16 protein-coding genes are annotated in these 19,817 nt (G+C 55.7%); 12 read left to right on the forward strand and 4 right to left on the reverse strand.

Features of this window, described 5'->3' with window-relative positions; all coding sequences use genetic code 11:
* The first annotated feature begins 135 nt into the window (after positions 1-135).
* From ACXADJ_RS00505 to ACXADJ_RS00535, 7 genes are all read left to right on the forward strand, one after another.
* On the forward strand, positions 136-567 hold the full coding sequence (locus ACXADJ_RS00505; protein ID WP_475061898.1) for a VOC family protein: 432 nt from the start codon (positions 136-138) through the stop codon (positions 565-567).
* A gap of 64 nt (positions 568-631) precedes the next feature.
* A complete protein-coding gene (locus ACXADJ_RS00510; protein WP_475061900.1) occupies positions 632-1,663 on the forward strand; it encodes a fumarylacetoacetate hydrolase family protein in 1,032 nt (343 codons plus the stop codon).
* The gene (locus ACXADJ_RS00515) at positions 1,660-2,610 is read left to right on the forward strand and encodes an NAD-dependent epimerase/dehydratase family protein (RefSeq protein ID WP_475061902.1); all 951 of its coding nucleotides are present in this window, start codon (positions 1,660-1,662) and stop codon (positions 2,608-2,610) included. The genes ACXADJ_RS00510 and ACXADJ_RS00515 overlap by 4 nt, the downstream gene beginning before the upstream one ends.
* Before the next feature lie 395 nt (positions 2,611-3,005).
* A complete protein-coding gene (locus ACXADJ_RS00520) occupies positions 3,006-4,040 on the forward strand; it encodes a fumarylacetoacetate hydrolase family protein (RefSeq protein ID WP_475061904.1) in 1,035 nt (344 codons plus the stop codon).
* Positions 4,041-4,337: 297 nt separating this feature from the next.
* A complete protein-coding gene (locus ACXADJ_RS00525; protein WP_475061907.1) occupies positions 4,338-4,877 on the forward strand; it encodes an REP-associated tyrosine transposase in 540 nt (179 codons plus the stop codon).
* Between the two features lie 491 nt (positions 4,878-5,368).
* Positions 5,369-6,520, forward strand: coding sequence for an alpha/beta hydrolase family protein (locus ACXADJ_RS00530; protein ID WP_475061910.1), 1,152 nt, complete (start codon positions 5,369-5,371; stop codon positions 6,518-6,520).
* 121 nt (positions 6,521-6,641) lie between these two features.
* Positions 6,642-7,499: a hypothetical protein gene (locus tag ACXADJ_RS00535; protein ID WP_475061912.1), complete on the forward strand. Its 858-nt coding sequence runs from the start codon at positions 6,642-6,644 to the stop codon at positions 7,497-7,499.
* 510 nt (positions 7,500-8,009) lie between these two features.
* On the opposite strand, the gene ACXADJ_RS00540 is transcribed toward ACXADJ_RS00535, so the two are convergent.
* From ACXADJ_RS00540 to ACXADJ_RS00550, 3 genes are read right to left on the reverse strand one after another with little or no spacing between them, the layout of a single operon-like run.
* The gene (locus ACXADJ_RS00540; RefSeq protein ID WP_475061914.1) at positions 8,010-9,140 is read right to left on the reverse strand and encodes an FAD-dependent oxidoreductase; all 1,131 of its coding nucleotides are present in this window, start codon (positions 9,138-9,140) and stop codon (positions 8,010-8,012) included.
* 18 nt (positions 9,141-9,158) lie between these two features.
* Entirely contained in the window at positions 9,159-9,521 is a 363-nt protein-coding gene (locus ACXADJ_RS00545) for a Rieske (2Fe-2S) protein (protein ID WP_475061916.1), read from the reverse strand.
* Positions 9,522-9,541: 20 nt separating this feature from the next.
* A complete protein-coding gene (locus ACXADJ_RS00550; RefSeq protein WP_475061918.1) occupies positions 9,542-10,474 on the reverse strand; it encodes a VOC family protein in 933 nt (310 codons plus the stop codon).
* A 607-nt stretch (positions 10,475-11,081) separates the two neighbouring features.
* Here ACXADJ_RS00550 and ACXADJ_RS00555 point away from each other — a divergent pair.
* Together ACXADJ_RS00555 and ACXADJ_RS00560 are read left to right on the forward strand one after the other, a co-directional pair.
* On the forward strand, positions 11,082-12,887 hold the full coding sequence (locus tag ACXADJ_RS00555) for a hypothetical protein (RefSeq protein ID WP_475061920.1): 1,806 nt from the start codon (positions 11,082-11,084) through the stop codon (positions 12,885-12,887).
* 133 nt (positions 12,888-13,020) lie between these two features.
* Positions 13,021-14,082 (forward strand): hypothetical protein, encoded by a 1,062-nt coding sequence (locus ACXADJ_RS00560; RefSeq protein ID WP_475061922.1) that lies wholly within the window; start codon positions 13,021-13,023, stop codon positions 14,080-14,082.
* A gap of 245 nt (positions 14,083-14,327) precedes the next feature.
* Here ACXADJ_RS00560 and ACXADJ_RS00565 read toward each other — a convergent pair whose 3' ends face one another.
* Positions 14,328-15,257, reverse strand: a complete 930-nt coding sequence (locus tag ACXADJ_RS00565) for a LysR family transcriptional regulator (RefSeq protein ID WP_475061924.1) — start codon at positions 15,255-15,257, stop codon at positions 14,328-14,330.
* A 659-nt stretch (positions 15,258-15,916) separates the two neighbouring features.
* Between ACXADJ_RS00565 and ACXADJ_RS00570 the strand changes: the two genes are divergently transcribed.
* Genes ACXADJ_RS00570 through ACXADJ_RS00580 form a run of 3 tightly spaced genes read left to right on the forward strand, consistent with a single transcriptional unit; the run spans position 15,917 to position 19,817 of the window.
* Complete coding sequence (locus ACXADJ_RS00570) at positions 15,917-17,068, forward strand: amidohydrolase family protein (protein WP_475061926.1); 1,152 nt, start codon at positions 15,917-15,919, stop codon at positions 17,066-17,068.
* The gene (locus tag ACXADJ_RS00575) at positions 17,065-18,075 is read left to right on the forward strand and encodes an SMP-30/gluconolactonase/LRE family protein (protein ID WP_475061931.1); all 1,011 of its coding nucleotides are present in this window, start codon (positions 17,065-17,067) and stop codon (positions 18,073-18,075) included. The genes ACXADJ_RS00570 and ACXADJ_RS00575 overlap by 4 nt, the downstream gene beginning before the upstream one ends.
* 50 nt (positions 18,076-18,125) lie before the next feature.
* A complete protein-coding gene (locus ACXADJ_RS00580; RefSeq protein WP_475068081.1) occupies positions 18,126-19,817 on the forward strand; it encodes a DUF1302 domain-containing protein in 1,692 nt (563 codons plus the stop codon).

Below are 19,817 nucleotides of genomic sequence, written 5' to 3' on the forward strand. Positions count from 1 at the left end.
GGAATTCATTGCCGATATCGGCTGGTTTGGCAAATCGCATTGCGAATAAACCTGCGCGGCCCGATTCACTCGTACAGCCATCGCACGGATAAGAACATCAGACGTCCAGCGTCCGACGATTTAAAAGAGGAAACCATGAATAACAAGAACAATATCCCGGATATCCGTCCCGACCACTTCGGCATCAGCGTGCCGGATATGGATGCCTCGCTGGAGTGGTACCAACGGGTGCTGGGGTTTCAACTCGATTTTCGGGTCTACCTCGACATCATTCCGGCCCACGTGGCCTTTATCCAGCGCGGCAAGTTCCGTATCGAGCTGTTCCAGCTGGATGAAGCCAAGCCGTTGCCGGAAGAACGTCGGATGCCCAACACCGACCTGCAAACCCACGGCAACAAGCATATGTGTTTCGGGGTACAGGACATGGAAGAGATGCTGGCTCACCTGCACAAGGAAGAGGCCGACATCGTCTTCACCAAGGTGATCCAGGGCACCCCAACCACTTTCTTGCGTGATAACAGCGGCAACCTGATCGAGCTGATTCAGCTGCCTCACCTGTGGGAATAGCGCCCTCACTCAGAGCGTGACTGGCAAACGGCCGTCAGGCTCCAATAACAAGACAGGAAATCCTATGAAACTCGCGACGCTCAAAGATGGCAGCCGTGACGGCCGCTTGCTGCTGGTAAACCGTGATTTGACCCGCATGATCGAGGCCGATGCCGCCCGTACCATGCAGCAGCTGGTTGAATGCTGGGACGATCTGGCACCAGAACTGGAACGCCAGAACGTCGAAATGAACGAGTCTGGCTGGGTGCAGGCCGAAGCTTTTGACCCGGCCCGCCTGATGGCACCGCTGCCGCGTGCCTACCAGTTTGTCGACGCGTCTTCGTTTCTCAACCATGGCAAAATCATGGAACAGGCCTACAACCTGAGCGTGAAGAAAACACCGGGCATCCCGATTCTGGTGCAGCGCCAAAGCGACGACTTCACCAACGCCGTTGATGACTATGCCTTCCCGAGCGAAGACGACCAGTGCGATTTCGAAGGTGAAATTGCCGTGATTCTGGACGATGTGCCAGCTGGTGTGGCGCTGGAAAACGCCGAGTCTCATATCAAGCTGTTCACCCTGATCAACGACGTGTCCATGCGCGGCCACCTGTTCCGCGAATTGCAGATGGGCTTTGGTCTGATCAACGCCAAACCGGCCACCACCTTTGCGCCGGTGGCCTGCACCGTCGATGAGCTGGGCAGCAGCTTCGCCAATGGCCGCGTGAACCTGGACATGTGTGTTCACCGCAACAACCAATGGTTTGGTAACCCTAACGGCCGTGAGATGGACTTCAGTTTTGCCGAACTGATCTGTCACTGGGCCTATAACCGTAACCTGCGTGCTGGCACTGTGCTTGGCACAGGCACCTTCTCCAACGCCAACTGCCGCGAAGTGGGCTCCGCCTGTCTGGCTGAACAGCGTGCGGTGGAAGTGATCGACAAGGGTGAATCTTCCACCGACTTCATCAAATTTGGTGAAAGCCTGCAGTTCGAGATGTTTGCCAGTGATGGCAGTTCGCTGTTTGGCAAGATCGACCAGACTTTTGTCAAAGGCAATGGCACAGGTGCCAGCACTGAAGTAATGCGTCAATCAGCCGAGGAGGCCAGTCTATGAAAGTGATGGTGACAGGCGGTAATGGCTTTGTTGGCCGAGTACTGGTGGAACGGCTGTTAGAAGATGGTTTTTTGCTTAATGGTCAGCCAATCACTGCGTTGACCGTGGCGGATATGAGCTGCGCGGGTGTGCCGGATGACAGCCGTCTGACGTGCGTGGAAGGCAGCATTGCCGACGCCGACGTATTGGCCAAAGCCGTGGCCGGGGAGCCGGAGGTGGTGTTTCATCTGGCCAGCATTCCGGGCGGTGCCGCGGAGAAGAACTTCGAGTTGGGTCTGGATGTTAACCTGACCGCCACCGTGAACCTGTATGAAGCTTGCCGTCAGTTCGCGACGCCACCACGTATGGTGTTCACCAGTACCATTGCGGTGTATGGCTCACCGATGCCTGATGTGGTTACCGACGAGTCTCCATTGCAGCCGCACATCAGCTACGGCTACCAGAAGCTGGCTACCGAGTTGTTGCTGCAGGATTACAGCCGCAAAGGCTTTATCGACGGTCGCATTGTGCGCCTGCCGGGCATTGTGGCGCGCCCACCACAGCCATCCGGCTTGCTGTCGGCCTTTATGAGCGACATCTTCTGGAAACTTAAAGCCGGTGAGCCGTTTACCTGTCCGGTATCGGCGCAAGGCGTTGCCTGGTTTATGTCGGTGCCTTGCTGTGTGAACAACCTGATTCATGCCGCCAGCATCAGCCCGGAAGCGATTGCACCCAAGCGTGATTTCACCTTGCCGGTGTTGCGCCTGACCATGCAGCAGGTGATCGACGGACTGGCCGAAGCCTACGGTGAACATTGCAAGGGGTTAGTGACCTTTGAACCGGACGCGCATCTGGAAGCCGGTTTTGCCACCCAGCCGCCTTTGGTGTCGGATGCGGCACTGGCGTTGGGCTACCAGCATGACGGTGATATCCAGACGCTGATCGAGCGGGCGACGTCGGTGTATTAAGCGGCGGTTTAGTGGTTTAACACGGTGATTCGGTGCGCACTGCGCACCCTGCCAGGTTTATGGTATGGAACGGGTAGGGTGAGCATCGCGTACCCTAGTGTCCAGCGTCCAATATCCCCGTAGGGTGTGCACCGCGCACCATCAACCTCGTTATTACGTAAAAATCTGCAAATACCCGGCTCGGGTATCAAGGCCAAACCCCAGCATCCACGCCATTTTCCACGTCATTCTGAATTCAATTTCCTGCTGTACTGATAAACCCGCCGGTAACAGGGCTATACCGCAATTCGCACCGGGGTTAACCTGTCCTGACCGCTCTGGCTTCAATAACAAAACCGTCAGTGTCGGAATCTTCTATCTACACAAGACACGGACACGTGGAGCAGGGCGCACGTATGAGTCAAACCACCCATCAGCCAACCTGGGCGTTGGCCATGTATTCGATTGCCGGGGCGACGCCGTTCGCAGGCCTGATGGTTAATGGTCAGGTACTGGCATTAACGGCGCTAAAGCCGTGGGCTCGTACGCAGGGACTGTTTTTGTCTGGCTGTGACACCTTGTATCACTGTTTGCAGCATTGGACGCACAACCTGCCGACGATTGAGTCCGCGGCGACACAAGTGCTGGAAAGTGGCTGGATAGCATTGGGCGACGATTTGCCGGTGGTTGATGAAGCACTTCTGAACGTTTGCTCCCCAATTCCACAGCCTCGACAGTTTTTCTGTTCAGGAGCCAACTATCGCCAGCATGTGATTGATCTGGTGATCGACCAGCGCCGCGACCCGGAGTGGGTGCATCTGGACGACGACGCCATTCGGGTGCAGGCACAGCAGTTTATGGACCAGCGAGCCAAAGGCACCCCGTACATATTCACTGGCGTCAGCTCGGCAATTACCGGCCCTTACGACAAGGTCGCGGTCTCCAAGCAGGAGGATCAGCCAGACTGGGAATTGGAACTGGCGGTGGTGATTGGTCAACCGGCGTTCAAATTGACGTTGGAAAACGCCATGGACGCCGTGGCGGGCTACACCATCGTCAACGACATCACCAACCGTAACCTGACTCATCGCCCTGACCTGCACGCCATCGGCTCCGACTGGCTGATGGGCAAATGCCAGCCGGGCTACAGCCCGATGGGACCTTATCTGGTGCCAGCAGCCGAAGTGGCCGACCCACACAACCTGTCGATTCAGCTGCGTCTGAATAACGAGCTGATGCAGGACGAAACCACTGCTGACATGATTTTCAATATTCCGCAGCTGCTGGTGTATTTAACCAGCCGGGTGCAGTTGTATCCGGGCGATGTATTGATTACCGGCTCCCCGGCGGGCAATGGCTCTCATTACAAACGCTTTCTGAAACCGGGGGATGTAATTGAAAGCACCATTAGCGGGCTGGGTTCGCAGCGTAATGAGTGTGTGGGCGGGTAGTGTGCCCTGAGCCTAGGAGGTAATTTCGACGCTGCATTGGTGCGCAGTGCGCACCCTACATCAGATATTTTGAAAGATTACCCAAGTAGGGCGTGTACTGCGCACCGGATAACCAGCGCTGGTATTTTAATCAGAGGCGTATCTTTCCCCTTTATAGGATGCATCCTACGGAAATCGTATTTGCTGGGGAGTTTGGCCTATATATGGTTTCTGCTTTGTAGGGTGCGCACTGCGCACCGGATAACGAACTTCGAATAAAACATTGTATGCCGTCATGATTAACAGGGAGGTTAATCCATGCCGAACTACCGTCGCTTTAGCCATTCTGGCTGCTTGTTTTTCACGCTGGTCAGCCATCATCGCCAGCCAATATTCACTTCGGATCTGAGCCGCCGCTGTTTACGCGATGCCATTGTCGAGGTTCGTTCCTCTATGCCCTTTGAAATCGATGCCTGGGTGCTGATGCCGGATCACATGCATTGCCTGTGGAGTTTGCCGGATGATGACCATGATTTTTCTACCCGCTGGGGACGAATCAAAGCTGGTTTTTCAAAGCGCATGAATGATGCAGGGATGGCATCGGCGGTTGGTTATTCCCGCCAACAACGCCATGAAAGCGGGTATTGGCAGAGACGGTTTTGGGAGCATGTGATCCGCGATGAAGCAGATTATCAGCGCCATTTTGATTACATCCACGGTAACCCGGTGAAGCACGGTTTGGTGCAGCGGGCAGCCGATTGGCCATGGTCATCGTTTCATCGTTACGTTGCCGAAGGGATATACAACGCCGATTGGTATTGTCGTGAAGATATGGCCATGAATGGATTTGGAGAGTGATGCCGGGGGGATATCGGTGCGCAGTGCGCACCCTACGGTTTAGCGTTTAACAGGAAAATTGGTAATTCCTACGGTATATTGGTGCGCAGTGCGCACCCTACATCAGATATTTTGAAAGATTACCCACGTAGGGTGTGCAACGCGCACCGATCCACGGCTGAACAAGACCATTCAATATCCTGCTCCCCGATACCTCCCATGGAATCAAACGATTTCACCGATACCTCAAGCCTCGTTAGCCTGATCACATGTCCGTTCGGCCAGATTCTTTGCTGGCTGAAGGCACACCAAACCGACAGGTAAGAGAACAATAATAATGCGTTCCTACAGGCTCACGCCGGTTACCTGATGTACTGCTGACGATCACGCAGGATGTCTGGCCAGCTGGTGGTTTCCATGATCCGGGGCAAACCGTTCTTTGGGTCTTCAATCCAGCATGGCGATATTCCACGTGGCGCTATCTGGCCGGTGTTCCGGCTCGAGGAGAAATTATGTTCGAACCATTCCCGGGGAATTACGTCTGGAATCTGCAAACCAACCTGGCGCTGGTGTGTGGTGGTAATCATGGCGAAATTGATGTGGCGATTCGTCCAATCAAGGAAGCCGCCGCCAACGGTGAAGATGCCGGTACCGCACAACTGTTCGACAGCTGGATTGCAGTAGCCGATCAAGTGGCCAAAAACGCTGCCGCCGATGAAGAGCTGGGCTACACCCTGTCTGCCGGTACCAAATATGGCCGTGCGTCTGGTTACTACCTGTCTGCCGAACGCATGCAATCCCGCGACTATGCACCGCGCTGGGAAGCCTACGACAAGGGGCTGCAGCTATTCCGCAAGTACGTTGAATGCCGTGGTCTGCACATCGACTTCGTTGAAATTCCGTACGGCGATTCTTCTTACCCGGCGATTTTTGTTCATGACGGCAGTGGCATCAAGCGTCCGGCGCTGGTGTCCTGTAACGGCCTGGATTCGATGAAAGAGCAGGTCTACATGGCGGGTCACGGTGAATCCAACCTCGAACGTGGCATGTACACCCTGTTTGTCGACCAGCCGGGTACCGGTGAAGCGCTGCGCAAACGCGGTCTGACCGCTGTGTATAACTCCGAAGCCTGGGCAACCCCGGCCTACGAATACCTGGCCTCTCGTGAAGACGTCGACGAAACCCGCATTGGTATGTTCGGACTGTCGTTAGGTGGCTACTATGCCCCGCGTGCGGCGGCCAACGAACCGCGTTTTGCACTCTGCGCCATCATGGGTGCCAATCATCTGTGGGGCGACCTGCAACACCGTCGCTTGCAGCGTGAAGGTGAGAACCCGGTACCGCATTACTGGGATCACGTGATGTGGGTGTGGGGTCACGATAACCTCGATTCCTTTATGACGTACTGTGACAACATCACCCTCGATGGCCAGATCGAAAAGATCAAAATGCCGTTCCTGATCACCCATGGTCAGGGCGACCGTCAGGTACCTGTGTCTGATGTTGAGCGTTGCAGCTCTCAGGCGGTGAACTCGGTGCAGTGTGATGTGCGGGTATTCACCCCGGAAGATTTTGAGATCGAACACTGTGGCGCCGACAACGGCACCGCCATGCGCGATTACATCGCCGATTGGTGTGCCGCCACGTTTGCGGCCATGAAGTAAAGCAAAGGGAAACGTTCGCGCTCTGTATCCTGTTTCGCCCCGCACTTTGCGGGGCTTTTTTGTCCGTGCTGCTTTGCTGGCTGACAACCATCACCCGAAAACAATAATAAAGGGACCTGCCATGACGCTGCTTTTATTGGTATCTAACTATCGTAAGAAAACCACTCACTCCACTCTGTTGATTCCGTTTATTCCGTTGGACTTGGCGACGCTGTCCTTGCTGGTGTTGGCACTGCTGTTTCAGCCTCCGGTGCTCGCCCAGCCCATAGCTCAGAAGACAAACCAGATACAAGTCCATTCCCAACCCCAAAAACAAACCCGGATCAACGATGGGCTGGTCATTATCGAGCCGCGCTTACAGGCCCTCGATACCCTCAGCAACCTGCTGATGTACTACAACCCCAAGTTTGAAAATCACGATCCGGTGATCCAGCAAAAGTATCGTGCTAGCCTGATGTCGTTGCAGCAGTGGTCGGTGACCAGTGGCAATACCGGGTTAGCCGCAAGGGTGAGCACCCTGGCTGAGCAAATCCGTGCGATTGAAGCGCAGCCAATTGAGCATGATTATTTGTTGCCAACATGGATTAACCGCGCGATTCAGACCCATGCCTTGTTGGATAAACAATTGGCAGAACAGACCGAAAATCTGACGCTGGAGCAAACCATAGCAGTGCATATGGCGATGCAGAACCTGGCCTATCAGACCTCCACCTTCAGTTCCATCAACCTGCTGATACTCGATGGTCGCCCGGACATCATGGCACACCTGGACGCACAGGTTCAGCAAGATCTCCAACAGCTTCAAACCAGAGGGGATCGTATTGATGAGTTCCGAAAACTGGACACCCGTTATCAGGTGATTCGTGCTCGTCTGGTTGGGGAACAGGAAGAGTGGGTGCCGAATCTGGTGAGCTTTTATTACAACAGCATGATCGATTTACTCGGGCGGATGCAGGATGTGCGCGTGGCCGGTGATTGATTGGCACAAGCTGTCAGGCAAAATAAACGGGGCTATGAGCCCCGTTTTTTGTAGCAGTAGTTCAAGGCATCGCACACAAGGCTACGCCAATGCATTAGCGCTAAGGGTTAGTACAGGCGGGAATTCACCTCCGATGATCAGATGGGTTCGCGAATAAATTCGCTCCTACTTGTCGTGCTCGGTGATTGAATTTGGTGTAGGAGGGAATTTATTCCCGATGACTGGATGTGTTCGCGAATAAATTCGCTCCTACTTGCTGCGCTGCGTGATTGAGTTCGGTGTAGGAGGGAATTCATTCCCGATGATTGGATGCTTTCGCGAATAAATTCGCTCCTACCACGGACGGGTGTGATTACCGCGGAATCGGTGCATCACGAATCGGTGCCCATCTAACTCCCACTGACTCTCAGACACAACCCGCAGCTACAAAAAAGCCCATCAACACAGGCTGATGGGCGAAAGGCAGTTGCTGAAACTGCAGTGCAAAGGCTCAGAGAACTCGGTTTGGAATCAGGTGGTCGCCAGCAAGGCTTGCATGGTGATCCCCATAATCTGGGTATGCTCTTCCTTCGGGCCGCCGGTCTTTTCGATCTCACCCAGGCGCATGGAGTTGGTGACGATCATGCGGCAGCGTTCCCAGCGACGATTCTGGAAGCGTTCCAATACTTCCAGAATATCGCCACCGTTTTTGAATTCTTCTGCCAGTACCACGGCATCTTCGTGGCCCATACCCGCACCAGAGGCCAGGTGTGGGGTGGTGGCGTGTACGCAGTCACCCATCAGCAGGATGCGGCCCTTGTACCATGGCCGTGGCATCAACATGCCTTCGAGCGGGCGATAGATGATCTGTGACGACTCGCCCAGGTTCTCGCGAATCTCGACGATCTCCGGCGCAGTGAAGGGTTCCAGCAGCTTGGTCAGGTGCGGTACCAGTTCGTGTTCCTCGAAGAACTTGTCCATGGTTGGGCGAGCTTCGGTGTAGTACAGGTACATTTCGGTATCGGACACCGGCGTAAAGCCGACCTTGCCGTTTGGCCCGAGGTACTGCATGGCGCAATCAACGTCGCCACGTGGAATCACCGCACGCCATACGCCCTGACCGGTGTACTGCGGGCGTGGGGCATCGGGGAAGATATCCTGACGCACTTTCGAGAACACGCCGTCGGTGCCCAGCACCAGATCGTAGCTGCCGAAGCGGCCATCGCTGAACTCTACTTCAACCTGATCGCCGCGTTCTTCAATACGGGTGAAGGTGCAGCCCAGATGCACATCAACACCGGCTTCTTTGGTGGCTTCGCCCAGAATCCGTGCCAGTACCGGGCGCATAATGCCACCGCCACCGACGATGGATGAATCCGGTACCGCTGGGGTGTCGATCTGTTTGATCAACTGACCTTCGGCGTTGAACATCTTCACGCCAGAGGTGATGGCACCTTTTTCCTTGAACTGCGGCAGGATGCCGATCTTCTCGACCGCGCGCAGGGACGGGCCACTGACGGTAATGCCAGCGCCATCGGTACGCCAGTTAGGGTCGATTTCTACCAGCTCGACGTTGGCACCTTGTTGTTGCAGCAGAATGGCCGCAGACATACCGGTGAAACCGCCGCCGATAATCAGAATCTTTTGTGCGGGCAGGGTCATGGTGTATCCCTCGTATTGTTATTTTCCGGTATCTGTCGGGTGCAGATACACATCGCCTTGTTCGTTAACAGTTAGCTGTACGGGTGTTAGTGACTGGCCGGGGCAAGGGCCACGCAAGCATTCGCCAGTGCGAATATCAAACTGCGCGCCGTGGGCACCACAGAGGATGCGATCCCTGGCCTTGTTCAGAAACTGGTCCTTGCGCCACGCCATCGAGGTTCCTTCGTAACCGCGGTGGGGGCAGGCGTTGAGGTAGCCAATCACCTCATTTCCCTGACGAATCACAAACAGACTGTCGCGGCCGCTTCCCGTTGGGTCAAAGCCGCGAGCTTCGCCGTCGTTCAGCTCATCGAAGTGGCACAGTTGCACAGCGGCTGTCATGGTTTACAACGCCGTAATCATCAGTGCGGATCGCCACCCGGCATCCACTTGTCGACCAGGGTGAAGTTGAAAATCTGCGACGCATCGGCGCTGGCGTCGATTTCACGCGGCGTCCAGCTGTCGTCGTGCAGGTCCATATCGGCGTCGTATTCAACGTGAACGCCCATTGGGCTGTTGAAATACCAGAACCAGTTGGAACCATAGATATGACGGCCAGGGCCCCAGAACGATTCATAGCCCTTGTCCTGGAAGCGCTTGCCTGCCAGCAACAGTTCGTTAGGGCCACCCAGATGGAAGGTGAAGTGCTCGACGCCCTGCATTTCCGGCGGCGTGTTCACAAGGAAAATGGTGTGGTGATCAAGGGTGCCCTGCGGACGCAGGAATGGCCCCAGATTGGTAAAGCGGTCGGCCACGCGGAAGCCCAGACGTTCAATATAGAAAGCTTCGGCCTTCTTACTGTCTGGCACAAAGTACACCACGTGGGAAAGCGAGCGCGGGATGATCTCGACGGATTCATCGGCACCAATCACGTTCACCGGACGGCCCGGCTCATCCCCCGGCGCGTTGATTTTCTCAGCCGGTACCGAGATCGGTTTACGGCAGCTGATCTGGAAGCCCAGTACAAAACCCATATCGTCGGCGGCTTCAATAGAGCCATCGTCCAAGCGTTTTACTTCGCGGTCTTTGCCCAGCTCTTCGGCAATGGCGTTCAGTGTGGCCTGGTCGGCAACACCGTGAACGGTTTTGCGCAGCATCGAGCCGGTCGGTAATGCTGGTGGCAGGCTTGGATCATCCTGATGACGGATTTCAATAGCGGTGCCATCCAGAGCTTCGAAGCGACCGCCAGCGGCCGATACATCTTTCGGCGTCAGGCCATAGTCGGTCAGGTATTGATTGCAGGCTTCAACGTCATCGACGCCAAACACCAGGCAATCGAGGCCGGTGATATTCATGGGCATTACCTTGTTGTCTTTATTATTGGGCCGCTCGAAGCATTTGTAATGACGGGTGAGCCTCGAGCGTTGAATGCCAGTCTAGGTAGCGCAAAGGTATCCATAAAAATGGTTTGTAGCTATAGCAACCATGGATGCGCTGGATACATGAAAAGGACTGTCAGGCCTGTTTGATGGCGGTCATTTTTTGATGCTGTTAATGAAGGCACTGCCGTCCGGTGCAATGACGTTCATCAAACAATGGCTGCCAACCCTTGTGTTTTCTGGGCCGTTAGTGGGCTTGAGGCATGGTCTGGCCATGGATTGTAGCGATGGCTACCAGCGGAAATCCCCATAGCAGGAAGTGGTTACAAGGCTGGATTTGTGGAAAACGCGGATTGTTTTTGAGATCAGAAGGCTTTTTCACTGACCCTTTCTGACACTGGCGGCACGTTTGGTAGCGGCCTGAATCGCTATCAAGCCAGCTATCGGTGGCGGGGATGGATTCCATTGCAACGAGTCATTTTACCGATTCGTTGCACTCTTTTTATGTTGAAGCCACGACGGCAGCCCAGTTTGCCGACGAGCAGAAACCCGATGGAAGAATATAAACATAACAAGAGATTTCATGATGGAAACCAAACACCCTGCACGTTCCGTGCTGCTGCGCGCCATTCGCGCCATCACTCTGACCGCCCCGATCGTTGCCATGCCATTGCTGACTGCCTGTGGTAGCGACGACGATAGCAATAATGATGCGGCCAGCCTGCCAGAACTGACTATCGACGCCGACAGCAGCTACGAAGTGGCCGAAACCACCGAACTGTCTGCGCTCACCTTGGCCTCCGGTGCCAGCCTCACCACCGCCGACGGCTACAGCCTGACGCTCACCGTCGACGGCGTTGAAACCGCCATTGAAGCCGGTGCCAGCTACAGCGGCGACGTTGTGCTGACCGTCACCAGTGATATTGCAATCACCTACGGCGAACTGGACCCACATTACTTCCGCACCGCGGTGTACGTTGAGGACGGCGCTTACGTGGCAGAAAAATCCGTTGCGGCAGCCTACGTCGACGGTGAAGTAACTGACACTGCCTTGACCGACGGCTCGATTACTTCCGAAGCGGAAAACTTCAATGGTGTGATGGTTACCAGCAGCAGCGATTCTGCCGATGCCTTCAACTACGCCATTGACGGCCTGACCGTCGACTTTACCGGCAACGGTGGCAACGACTTCGCCGGTTACGGTGCCGCGGTTTACTCTGCAGGACAGGCTGATGTGTCGATGGATAACACCAGCATCACCACTCAAGGGGCGGTTCGTACCGCCGTATTTGTTGGCGGCAACAGCACCATGCGAGTCAATAACTCCGACATACATGTGCAAAACGGCACCCTGCCTGACGACTACGAGTTCACCGTGGCACTGGGCGAAATGATGGAAGTGCCGTGGATGCTGGGCCTGACCGGTAACGTCCGTGCCACCAACCTGGTGGGTAACGGCACGGCTTACTACATTAACTCCACCGTGAAAGCCGAGGGTTGGGGGGCGCTGTCTACCGACGATACCGTCAGCGTGCGTCTGTACTGCATCGACTCGACGCTGGAAACCGAAGAAAGCGGCTACGGTGCATACTCTATTGGTGATGCGGTCGACAGCTTTAGCGGCTGTACTGTTAACGTCAATGACTATGGTCTGATCATGGCCGCCGAAGGCTCCGGCACCTTCACCGACGCCTCGGTGGTCAACTCTGACCGCTTCGGTGTGATGCTGCACTCCAACGGTTCCGGCACCCTGACCATTGAACGTGGCTCGGTATTCAATACCGGCGAAGCCGTGATTCAGGCCAAGGGCAGCTTCCCGACCGTGATTGTCGACGACGCTGAACTGAACTCCGAGCAAGGCATCATCCTGCAAATGATGGCCAATGATGACCCATACTTCGCCACCTTTATGGCCGAAAACCCGGACCTGTTCGCTGGGGCCAGCGAAGCCGGTGAAGCCACGGCGTCCTTCAGCAACGTGACGCTTAATGGCGACATCATTCACGGCAACACTGCTGCGGGTAATCTGGCCGTTAGCCTGGCATCGACCACATTGACCGGTGCCATCACTACTGCCAACACCACCTTCCAGTTTGAAGCCGACGGTCTGGCGGCCTCCGACGTGACCGCCGAGCAATACGGCTACATTGGTCAGGTGGTCAACGAGTTCGCTGCCACCACCGACGACAGCGGCCTCGACCTGACGCTGGACGGCTCCAGCAGCTGGGTGGTGGATGAAACCTCCTACCTCACCAACCTGACGCTGGAAGACGGCGCTGCTATTACGGCACCTGACGGTTACACAGTCACCATGCTGGTCGACGGTGTAGAAACCGCCATTGCCGCCGGTGAATACAGCACCGTAACCCTGCAAGTGGCTGCTAACTGACAGGCACTTAACTGGCGATAGCAAAGAGTCCCTTGCGGCAAATCGGTTCTCCGTCCGGTCTGCTGCAAGGGGCTCGATCCATATCACCCGCTTCCGGCTTTCAGGCGCGCGTCACTTGTGTTGGATATCCAGAATGAACATCAAATTCTCCCGGCTTTTGTCTCCTCATCTTTTGTTCCGCCATCTTCTATTAGTGGTGCCATTGCTGGCGCTCAGCCTCGCAGTCTGGTCAGGCCAGACTACCGATGACTTTTCAGCAACCAGCTCTCCTTACCAGATCGACTGGCCACAATGGGGCGAAGTGAACGGCGACCCCGTCCGACTCGACGAAGCCCGCTTCTGGCTCAAGTTCAGCCAGCGCCAACCATTCCCAGCCGAACGAACCCCTGCAGACATAGAACAACAATCCATCAGCTACATGTGCCAGCAACGCCAGCTGCGCACCCTGGCCAGCCAGCACGATATTGTTATTACCGATAACGACGAACAACAGTGGCAGCAACAACGCCAGCAAGGCATTCGCCGTTATGGCGGCCTTGGCGAATACCTGATTCAGGTGCGTCGCATGTACCAAAGCGAAGCCATGTACCACTGGCTGCATAACTCAGATTTACTGGCCGACCGCCTGTTCGAACAGCTGTACGGTGTTAATGGCGAAAAAGCCCCACCAAACACGGTTGAGCAATACATGAAAGAACACCAACTGGTGTACGGTTTCTGGCTGTATGAAGAACCGGGTTCTGACTCAGACAAACTCTCTGATTTGCGCAAACAACTGGACGGTAAAACCGCCCAGCAGCAGTTGGGTTTAATGAAGGGCTTCAGGAAGGAGCAGGGCTTGAAAGGAAAGCGTTCAGAAGGGGAGCTGGTATTAACGAGCAGCAGTAGCAACAAGCAGAAACCGGACTCCCAACAGCCAGATTCTCTCCAACCTGATTCTCGTCGGCCAACTAGCGCCAGGTTAATCAGCCTGAATACCTTCGCCCCGGAGGTTGCCGAAGTTATCCAACAACAGCCGCTTAATCAGGCGGGCCCGCTGATCAACACCGCCGACGGCCACTACCTGATGATCCGACTGCCGGTATCCGCCGGGCAGGCGGTCAATAACAGCAACCGCCCGTTGTCTTACTGGGCCGCCCGCAAGCAACTGTTCAGGCCGTTGGTGGAAGAGGGGTGTGGGGTTGAGGAGATATAACGGGCATAGGTAAAAGGGTTCTCCCCATTTTTCCAATGCCCTCGGTAGAGCCTCCGTCTGACATGCCACTTGGCAATTACGAGCAGTCTATTGGCATCGTGATAGCACCCCGTCGCCTGGAATATGTGGCCCGCCTTTGCGGTGCGCAGTGCGCACCATAATCCATCTGCCAGTGCCCCCGGCCCACAGATCAGGGACTTTCACAAAAAGAAACTCAAAAAAGAAAAACCGACTGCACCTGACCCCTAGCGGTTGAAACTATGCACGTCCGGCAGTTCCTGAGAGCAGGTCACGATCAGGTCTTTCACCCATTGGGTGACGGGGTCGACGTTGTGCATTTCGTGCCATTGCAGGCCCCATTTGAACGAGGGGATTTCCATTGGTGCTTCGAGGATGCGGATTGGCAGGTATTGTGCCCATTGCTGGGCCAGGCGGCGGTGAATGGTGGCGATGCGCTGGGTGCCGACCACGCATTGGGGGATGGCGCTGAAGGTGTTTACGGTGACTTCTACCCGTCGTTCGATGCCGCCGCGTTTCATCATCCAGCTGTCTACGCTGGGGCGTCGTTTGGAGCCGAATTGGGCTAACACGTGGCCGAGGGCGCAGTACTGTTCTATATCGAGGCTGTCGCCAACGGTGCGGTTTTCGCTCCAGCAGATGATCACAAAGTCTTCTTCAAACAGGTCCACTGAAGGGTGATCCGGCGACAGGAAGTTGTTGGGCAGCATCAGAAAGTCGGCGTTGCCTTGTTCCATTTCTTCAATCGGTGCGTTGGTGGGGGCCATGGTTTCAAACATGATGCCCGGTGCCTGTTCGGCGGCGCGGCGCAGCACTTCCGGCATCAGGATGGTGACGGGGTAGTCCGACATCACCATGGTCAGCTGCCGCTGGGCGTGGGCAATATCGAGGTCGGGCCGGCTTTCTAGGGTGGTCTGGATTTTCATCAGCAGCTCACGCACCTGGGGGATCAGGCTTTCGCCAAGCGGCGTCAGTACCATTTTGCGGCCTACCTGCACCAGCAGGGGATCGTCGAAGTATTCTCGCAGTCGCGATAAGGCACCACTGGTGGCGCTCTGGCTAAGGAACACTTTTTCTCCGGCACGGGTGATATTGCGCTCGCTAAGCAGCGCGTCGAGGACAACCAGCAGGTTGAGGTCAAAGCGGTTGAATCGCATGGGCACCTCACTATGTGGGTATTGTTATTTTTGTTGGCCTTGATCGTATTGCTGGATGGTTGTGATGGCAATGATCCGTTTTATGGATACATTGGCCGTGGCCCGAAATGTAGCTGATAAGGCTTCTTTAGTGTCAGTGAGTGTCAGGTTCGGGCCTGCCCGAGAAGGCGGTTTGCTCGGGTGCTTAGGACCACAACGGCTGCCAGTATCTTCTTTTCCCTCTTGTCTTCTTCTTTTTTTATTTCTTTTTTATTCTCTAAGTTTTTGAAAAATATAGATTTTTTTATGGATTAAAAAACTTTTTGAAGCCATTCAAGGGGCTGTATTTGAATGATCGAGAGGCTGTCGAATCGCCATCGGCAGAGCAGCAGGTGGGTATTTTGGTATTGGCGTAACCAATGCCAGACATGGAAGCAAACGATTTAGTGGATGGTAAAACCGGGTCTTAGTATGGCTCCGTACTCGCGCTGACGCTGCCCGGAATCAGGACGACCGAACACGGACTACCCAATATCCGAGGCAGCGACAGACACAGAAAAATAACAATAACGCTGCTGTCGTCCGACCGTTGCCAAGGCCACACCCTTGTTTGGGGAATGCGCTTTCAACTCGTCTTCAGTGGCTTCCGAACACCCGTTCGGAGTGACTGGAGGTGTCCAGTGAGTTCGATCCAATTGCATCAGTGCGGCTGTGGCCGCTCACATCACAAACCATCGGCTCCCTGCGTGGCCGGTGCCATTGATATGCACTGCCATGTGTTTGCGCCTGCGGCCAATCAGAAAGCCGCCAGCCATCCGGCTTTTGCTGCCGAGCAACAGCGCTTTGTGGAAGAAATGGGCGTGGCGTCGGTTGAGCACAACCGCGATGTGATGATGCCTTCGGTAATCGGCAAGCTGGTCGACGTGCAGCAGCGTTTGGCGGATATGGATGCTGAAGGCGTGGCCATGCAGTGCCTGAGCCCATCGCCTTCACAGTATTTCTACTGGGCCGACGAAGCCTTGTCAGCCGAGCTGGTGGCGCTGCAAAACGCCGCGATTCAGCAGCTGTGCGAACAGTATCCACAGCGTTTTATTGGCCTGGGTGCGGTGTCGCTGCAGCATCCTGAACTGGCCGTGAAACAGCTGCGCGAGCTGATGCAGCAGCCTTGTTTTTACGGCGTTGAAATCTCTACCCGTGTGAACGACAGCGACCTTGATGCCGCCGAGCTGTTGCCGTTCTGGCAAGCCGCCGCTGAGCTGGGTGCGCTGGTATTTATTCATCCGTTTTCGACCCGCGTGGATGACCGCTTGCAGGACGGTTACCTGTCGAACCTGATCGGTCAGCCACTGGATACCACCATCGCGGTGTCGCGTTTGATGGTCGGCGGGGTGCTCGACCGTTTTCCCAATCTGAAAATCCTCACCGCCCATGGTGGTGGCTATTTGCCGCAATACATTGGCCGCCATAACCGCGGTGCCGCGGTAAGGCCGGAGCTGGCGCACCTGCCCCGCCAACCGTCGGAATACCTTTCCCAATTGTGGTTCGACAGCCTGGTGTTTTCGCCACTGGCGCTGCGTCATCTGATTGATCAGGTCGGTATTGAGCGCGTGGTGTTGGGTACCGATTACCCGTTCGATATGGGAAGCAAAGCGGCGCAGGAATGGCTTTCTGCCCTTGGTCAGCATGAGCTGGAAACCCTGCTTATCCACAACCCGCTGCAGCTGCTGGGGTTGAGCGCCGACAGCCATCCCCATCTTTTTTCTGATCCATTTGTTTCTGAATCATTGAATCGGTTGGCCGTGGTAGCTGCCGATGCCAAGGAGCCTTTATGACTAACCCATTGATTGGCTGGCAGCCGCAGCCTGAAGACATCGTGATGGTTGGCCACGACCTGCAACGGCCGGAGTGCATTCTGGCCGAGCCGGACGGCAGCCTCTGGACTGCCGATGCCCGCGGTGGCGTGGTGCACATTGCGCCAGGCGGAGAGCAAACCTTAATAGCCCAGCAGCCAACTGAAGGCCTGGATGAAAACGCTTCTGCCGCCGATCGCATGATGGGCGGCACCCTGCCAAACGGTTTGGCGTTCGACGCCGACGGCAACATCGTGATTGCCAATTTTGGCACCAACGCCATTGAGCGCATGAGCCGCGACGGCGAATCCGAACTGCTGTTCGACAGCATGGACGGCAAACCGCTCGGCAAGATGAATTTCTGCCTGCTGGATAGCAAGGGCCGTATCTGGTTCACCGTCACTACCCGTCAGGACCCATGGACGATTTCCATCAACGAGAAAACCGCCGACGGCTATGTGGGTGTGATTGATGGCGACACCATTCGCGTGGCGGCCGATGGTTTTGTGGGCACCAACGAGATCCGTTTCGACGCTGACGAAGAGTGGCTCTACGTGGTGGAAACCAACGCCAAACGCATTTCCCGGGTGCGCTTCGACGACCAGTTGAACGAGCTGGAGCGCGAAATTTACGGCCCCGCCGATTTGGGCGGTTACCCGGACGGTTTTGCCTTCGACAGTTACGGCAACCTCTGGATCACCCTGATTCTGAACGAACGCCTGATCGCTCTGACGCCAGAAGGCGAGGTGCTGACCTTGCTGGACGACGGTAACCCGGAAGCGCTGGCGATCTATCACAAGCATTTCGATGAAGGCACCACCACGCCCGAGCTGATGGGCGCTTGCAAGGGCACGCTGGCACCGATGATGGCCAGCATCACCTTTGGTGGGCCGGATCTGAAGACCGTTTATATCGGAAGTCTGGCGGGAAGCAGTTTGCCGAGTTTCCGATCCCCTGTTGCCGGACTGCCCATGGCGCATTGGCGCTAACGGCTGTTCAAGCACTGACGACCATAAATATAACAAGGAGCCTATCAGTGATGACTAACAGGCAAACCACAGCAGTAAATCAGGCACGCTCGCTCGGCCGACCAACCCTGCTGGCTGCGGCAGTAGCAGCGGCCCTCAGCGCCGGTCATGCCAACGCCTTTATGGTAACCAACAGCTCGGATCTGCGAGTGATGTGGGATACCACGGTGAAGTATTCGAACATGTTCCGTTTGCAGGATCAGCACGACCGACTAACGGCCGATACCCAGGGCAACTGGCCGAATACCGACGACGGTAACCGTAACTTCGACAAGGGGTTGGTTTCCAATCGTCTCGACGTTCTGACTGAAATGGATGTGATCTACAAGCGCAAGTACGGCATGCGCTTGAGCGCCGCAGGCTGGTACGACAGCGAGTATTCCGGCGAGAACGACAACGATTCGGAATCGACCGCTAACCCGCTGTCGACCGACTACAACGAATTCACCGACGGCACCAAAGACCTGCACGGCCAGAACGTCGAAATGCTCGACTACTTTGTGTTTGGTCGTGCCCGCGTGGGCGATGTATCCATGACTGGCCGAATTGGCTCGCACACCATGGTATGGGGGGAGTCGCTGTTCTTCGGTGGCAACGGTATTGCCAATGGCCAGGCGCCTATCGACGTTGCCAAGGCGATGGCGGTGCCATCGGTGCAGTTCAAGGAACTGATGCGTCCGGTGGAGCAGATTTCCGGTCAGTTGCAGCTTACCCGTGATCTGTCGGTAGGGGCTTACTACCAGCTGGAATTCAAGAAAACCCGTCTGCCGGGCTCCGGTTCCTACTTCTCTGGCGTTGACTTCCTCAGTGAAGGTGCCGAGCAAATGCTGCTGGCGCCGGACGGCTCTGTGTACTTCAAACGGGCGGCCGATGCCGAGGCCAAAGACTCCGGTCAGTACGGTGTGCAGCTGCGCTACCGCGGTGAAGAATCCGACTACGGTTTCTACGCCATCCAGTACAACAACAAGGCACCAAACATCAATGTGATGCCGTTTGCCGATGCCCAGGTCGACAGCGAAGGCCGGGTGCAGGCCGGTGAGTACCGCTGGTTGTACCACGAAGGCGTGAAAGCTTTTGGTGTGTCGGCCACCCGTACCTTTGGCAACTTCAACTTTGCCGCTGAAGCCTCCATTCGTCGTAACACGCCGCTGAACAGCGATGCCGCGGCTGACATGCGTTACATCACTGGTGTGAAGGGCGGCAATACCGAAAGCGATGCGCTGTACGCCATTGGTAACACCAGCCATGCACAGGTGAACTGGCTGGCCAGCATTGGCCCGAACTTCCTGTCCCGCGAAGCCGATTTCCTTGGCGAGATTGCCTACAACCACGTGATGGAAGTGACCCATGACCGTGGTGGCGTACTGAATCCGAACGGCGACCGCGATGCCTGGAACATGCGTCTGATCTATGCCCCGAAATACCGTCAGGTACTGCCGGGCCTGGATTTGAGTGTGCCGATGGTACTGGGCTATGGCCTGCACGGTAACTCGCTGGCGGAAGGCTCGTTTATGGGTGAGAAAACCGGTGATCTGAGTCTGGGGGTTGAAGGCACTTATCTCGACGTATGGCGCTTTGGTTTTGCCTACAACAACTTCTTTGGTCCGGTGGATAACGTGATCGATGAAAACGGCCACGGTTCCTACAAGCAGGCCATGTCCGACCGCGACAACATTTCTTTCAACATTCGTCGCACTTTCTAA

The sequence above is a fragment of the Oceanobacter sp. ABM4_470 genome (genome assembly GCF_056158645.1).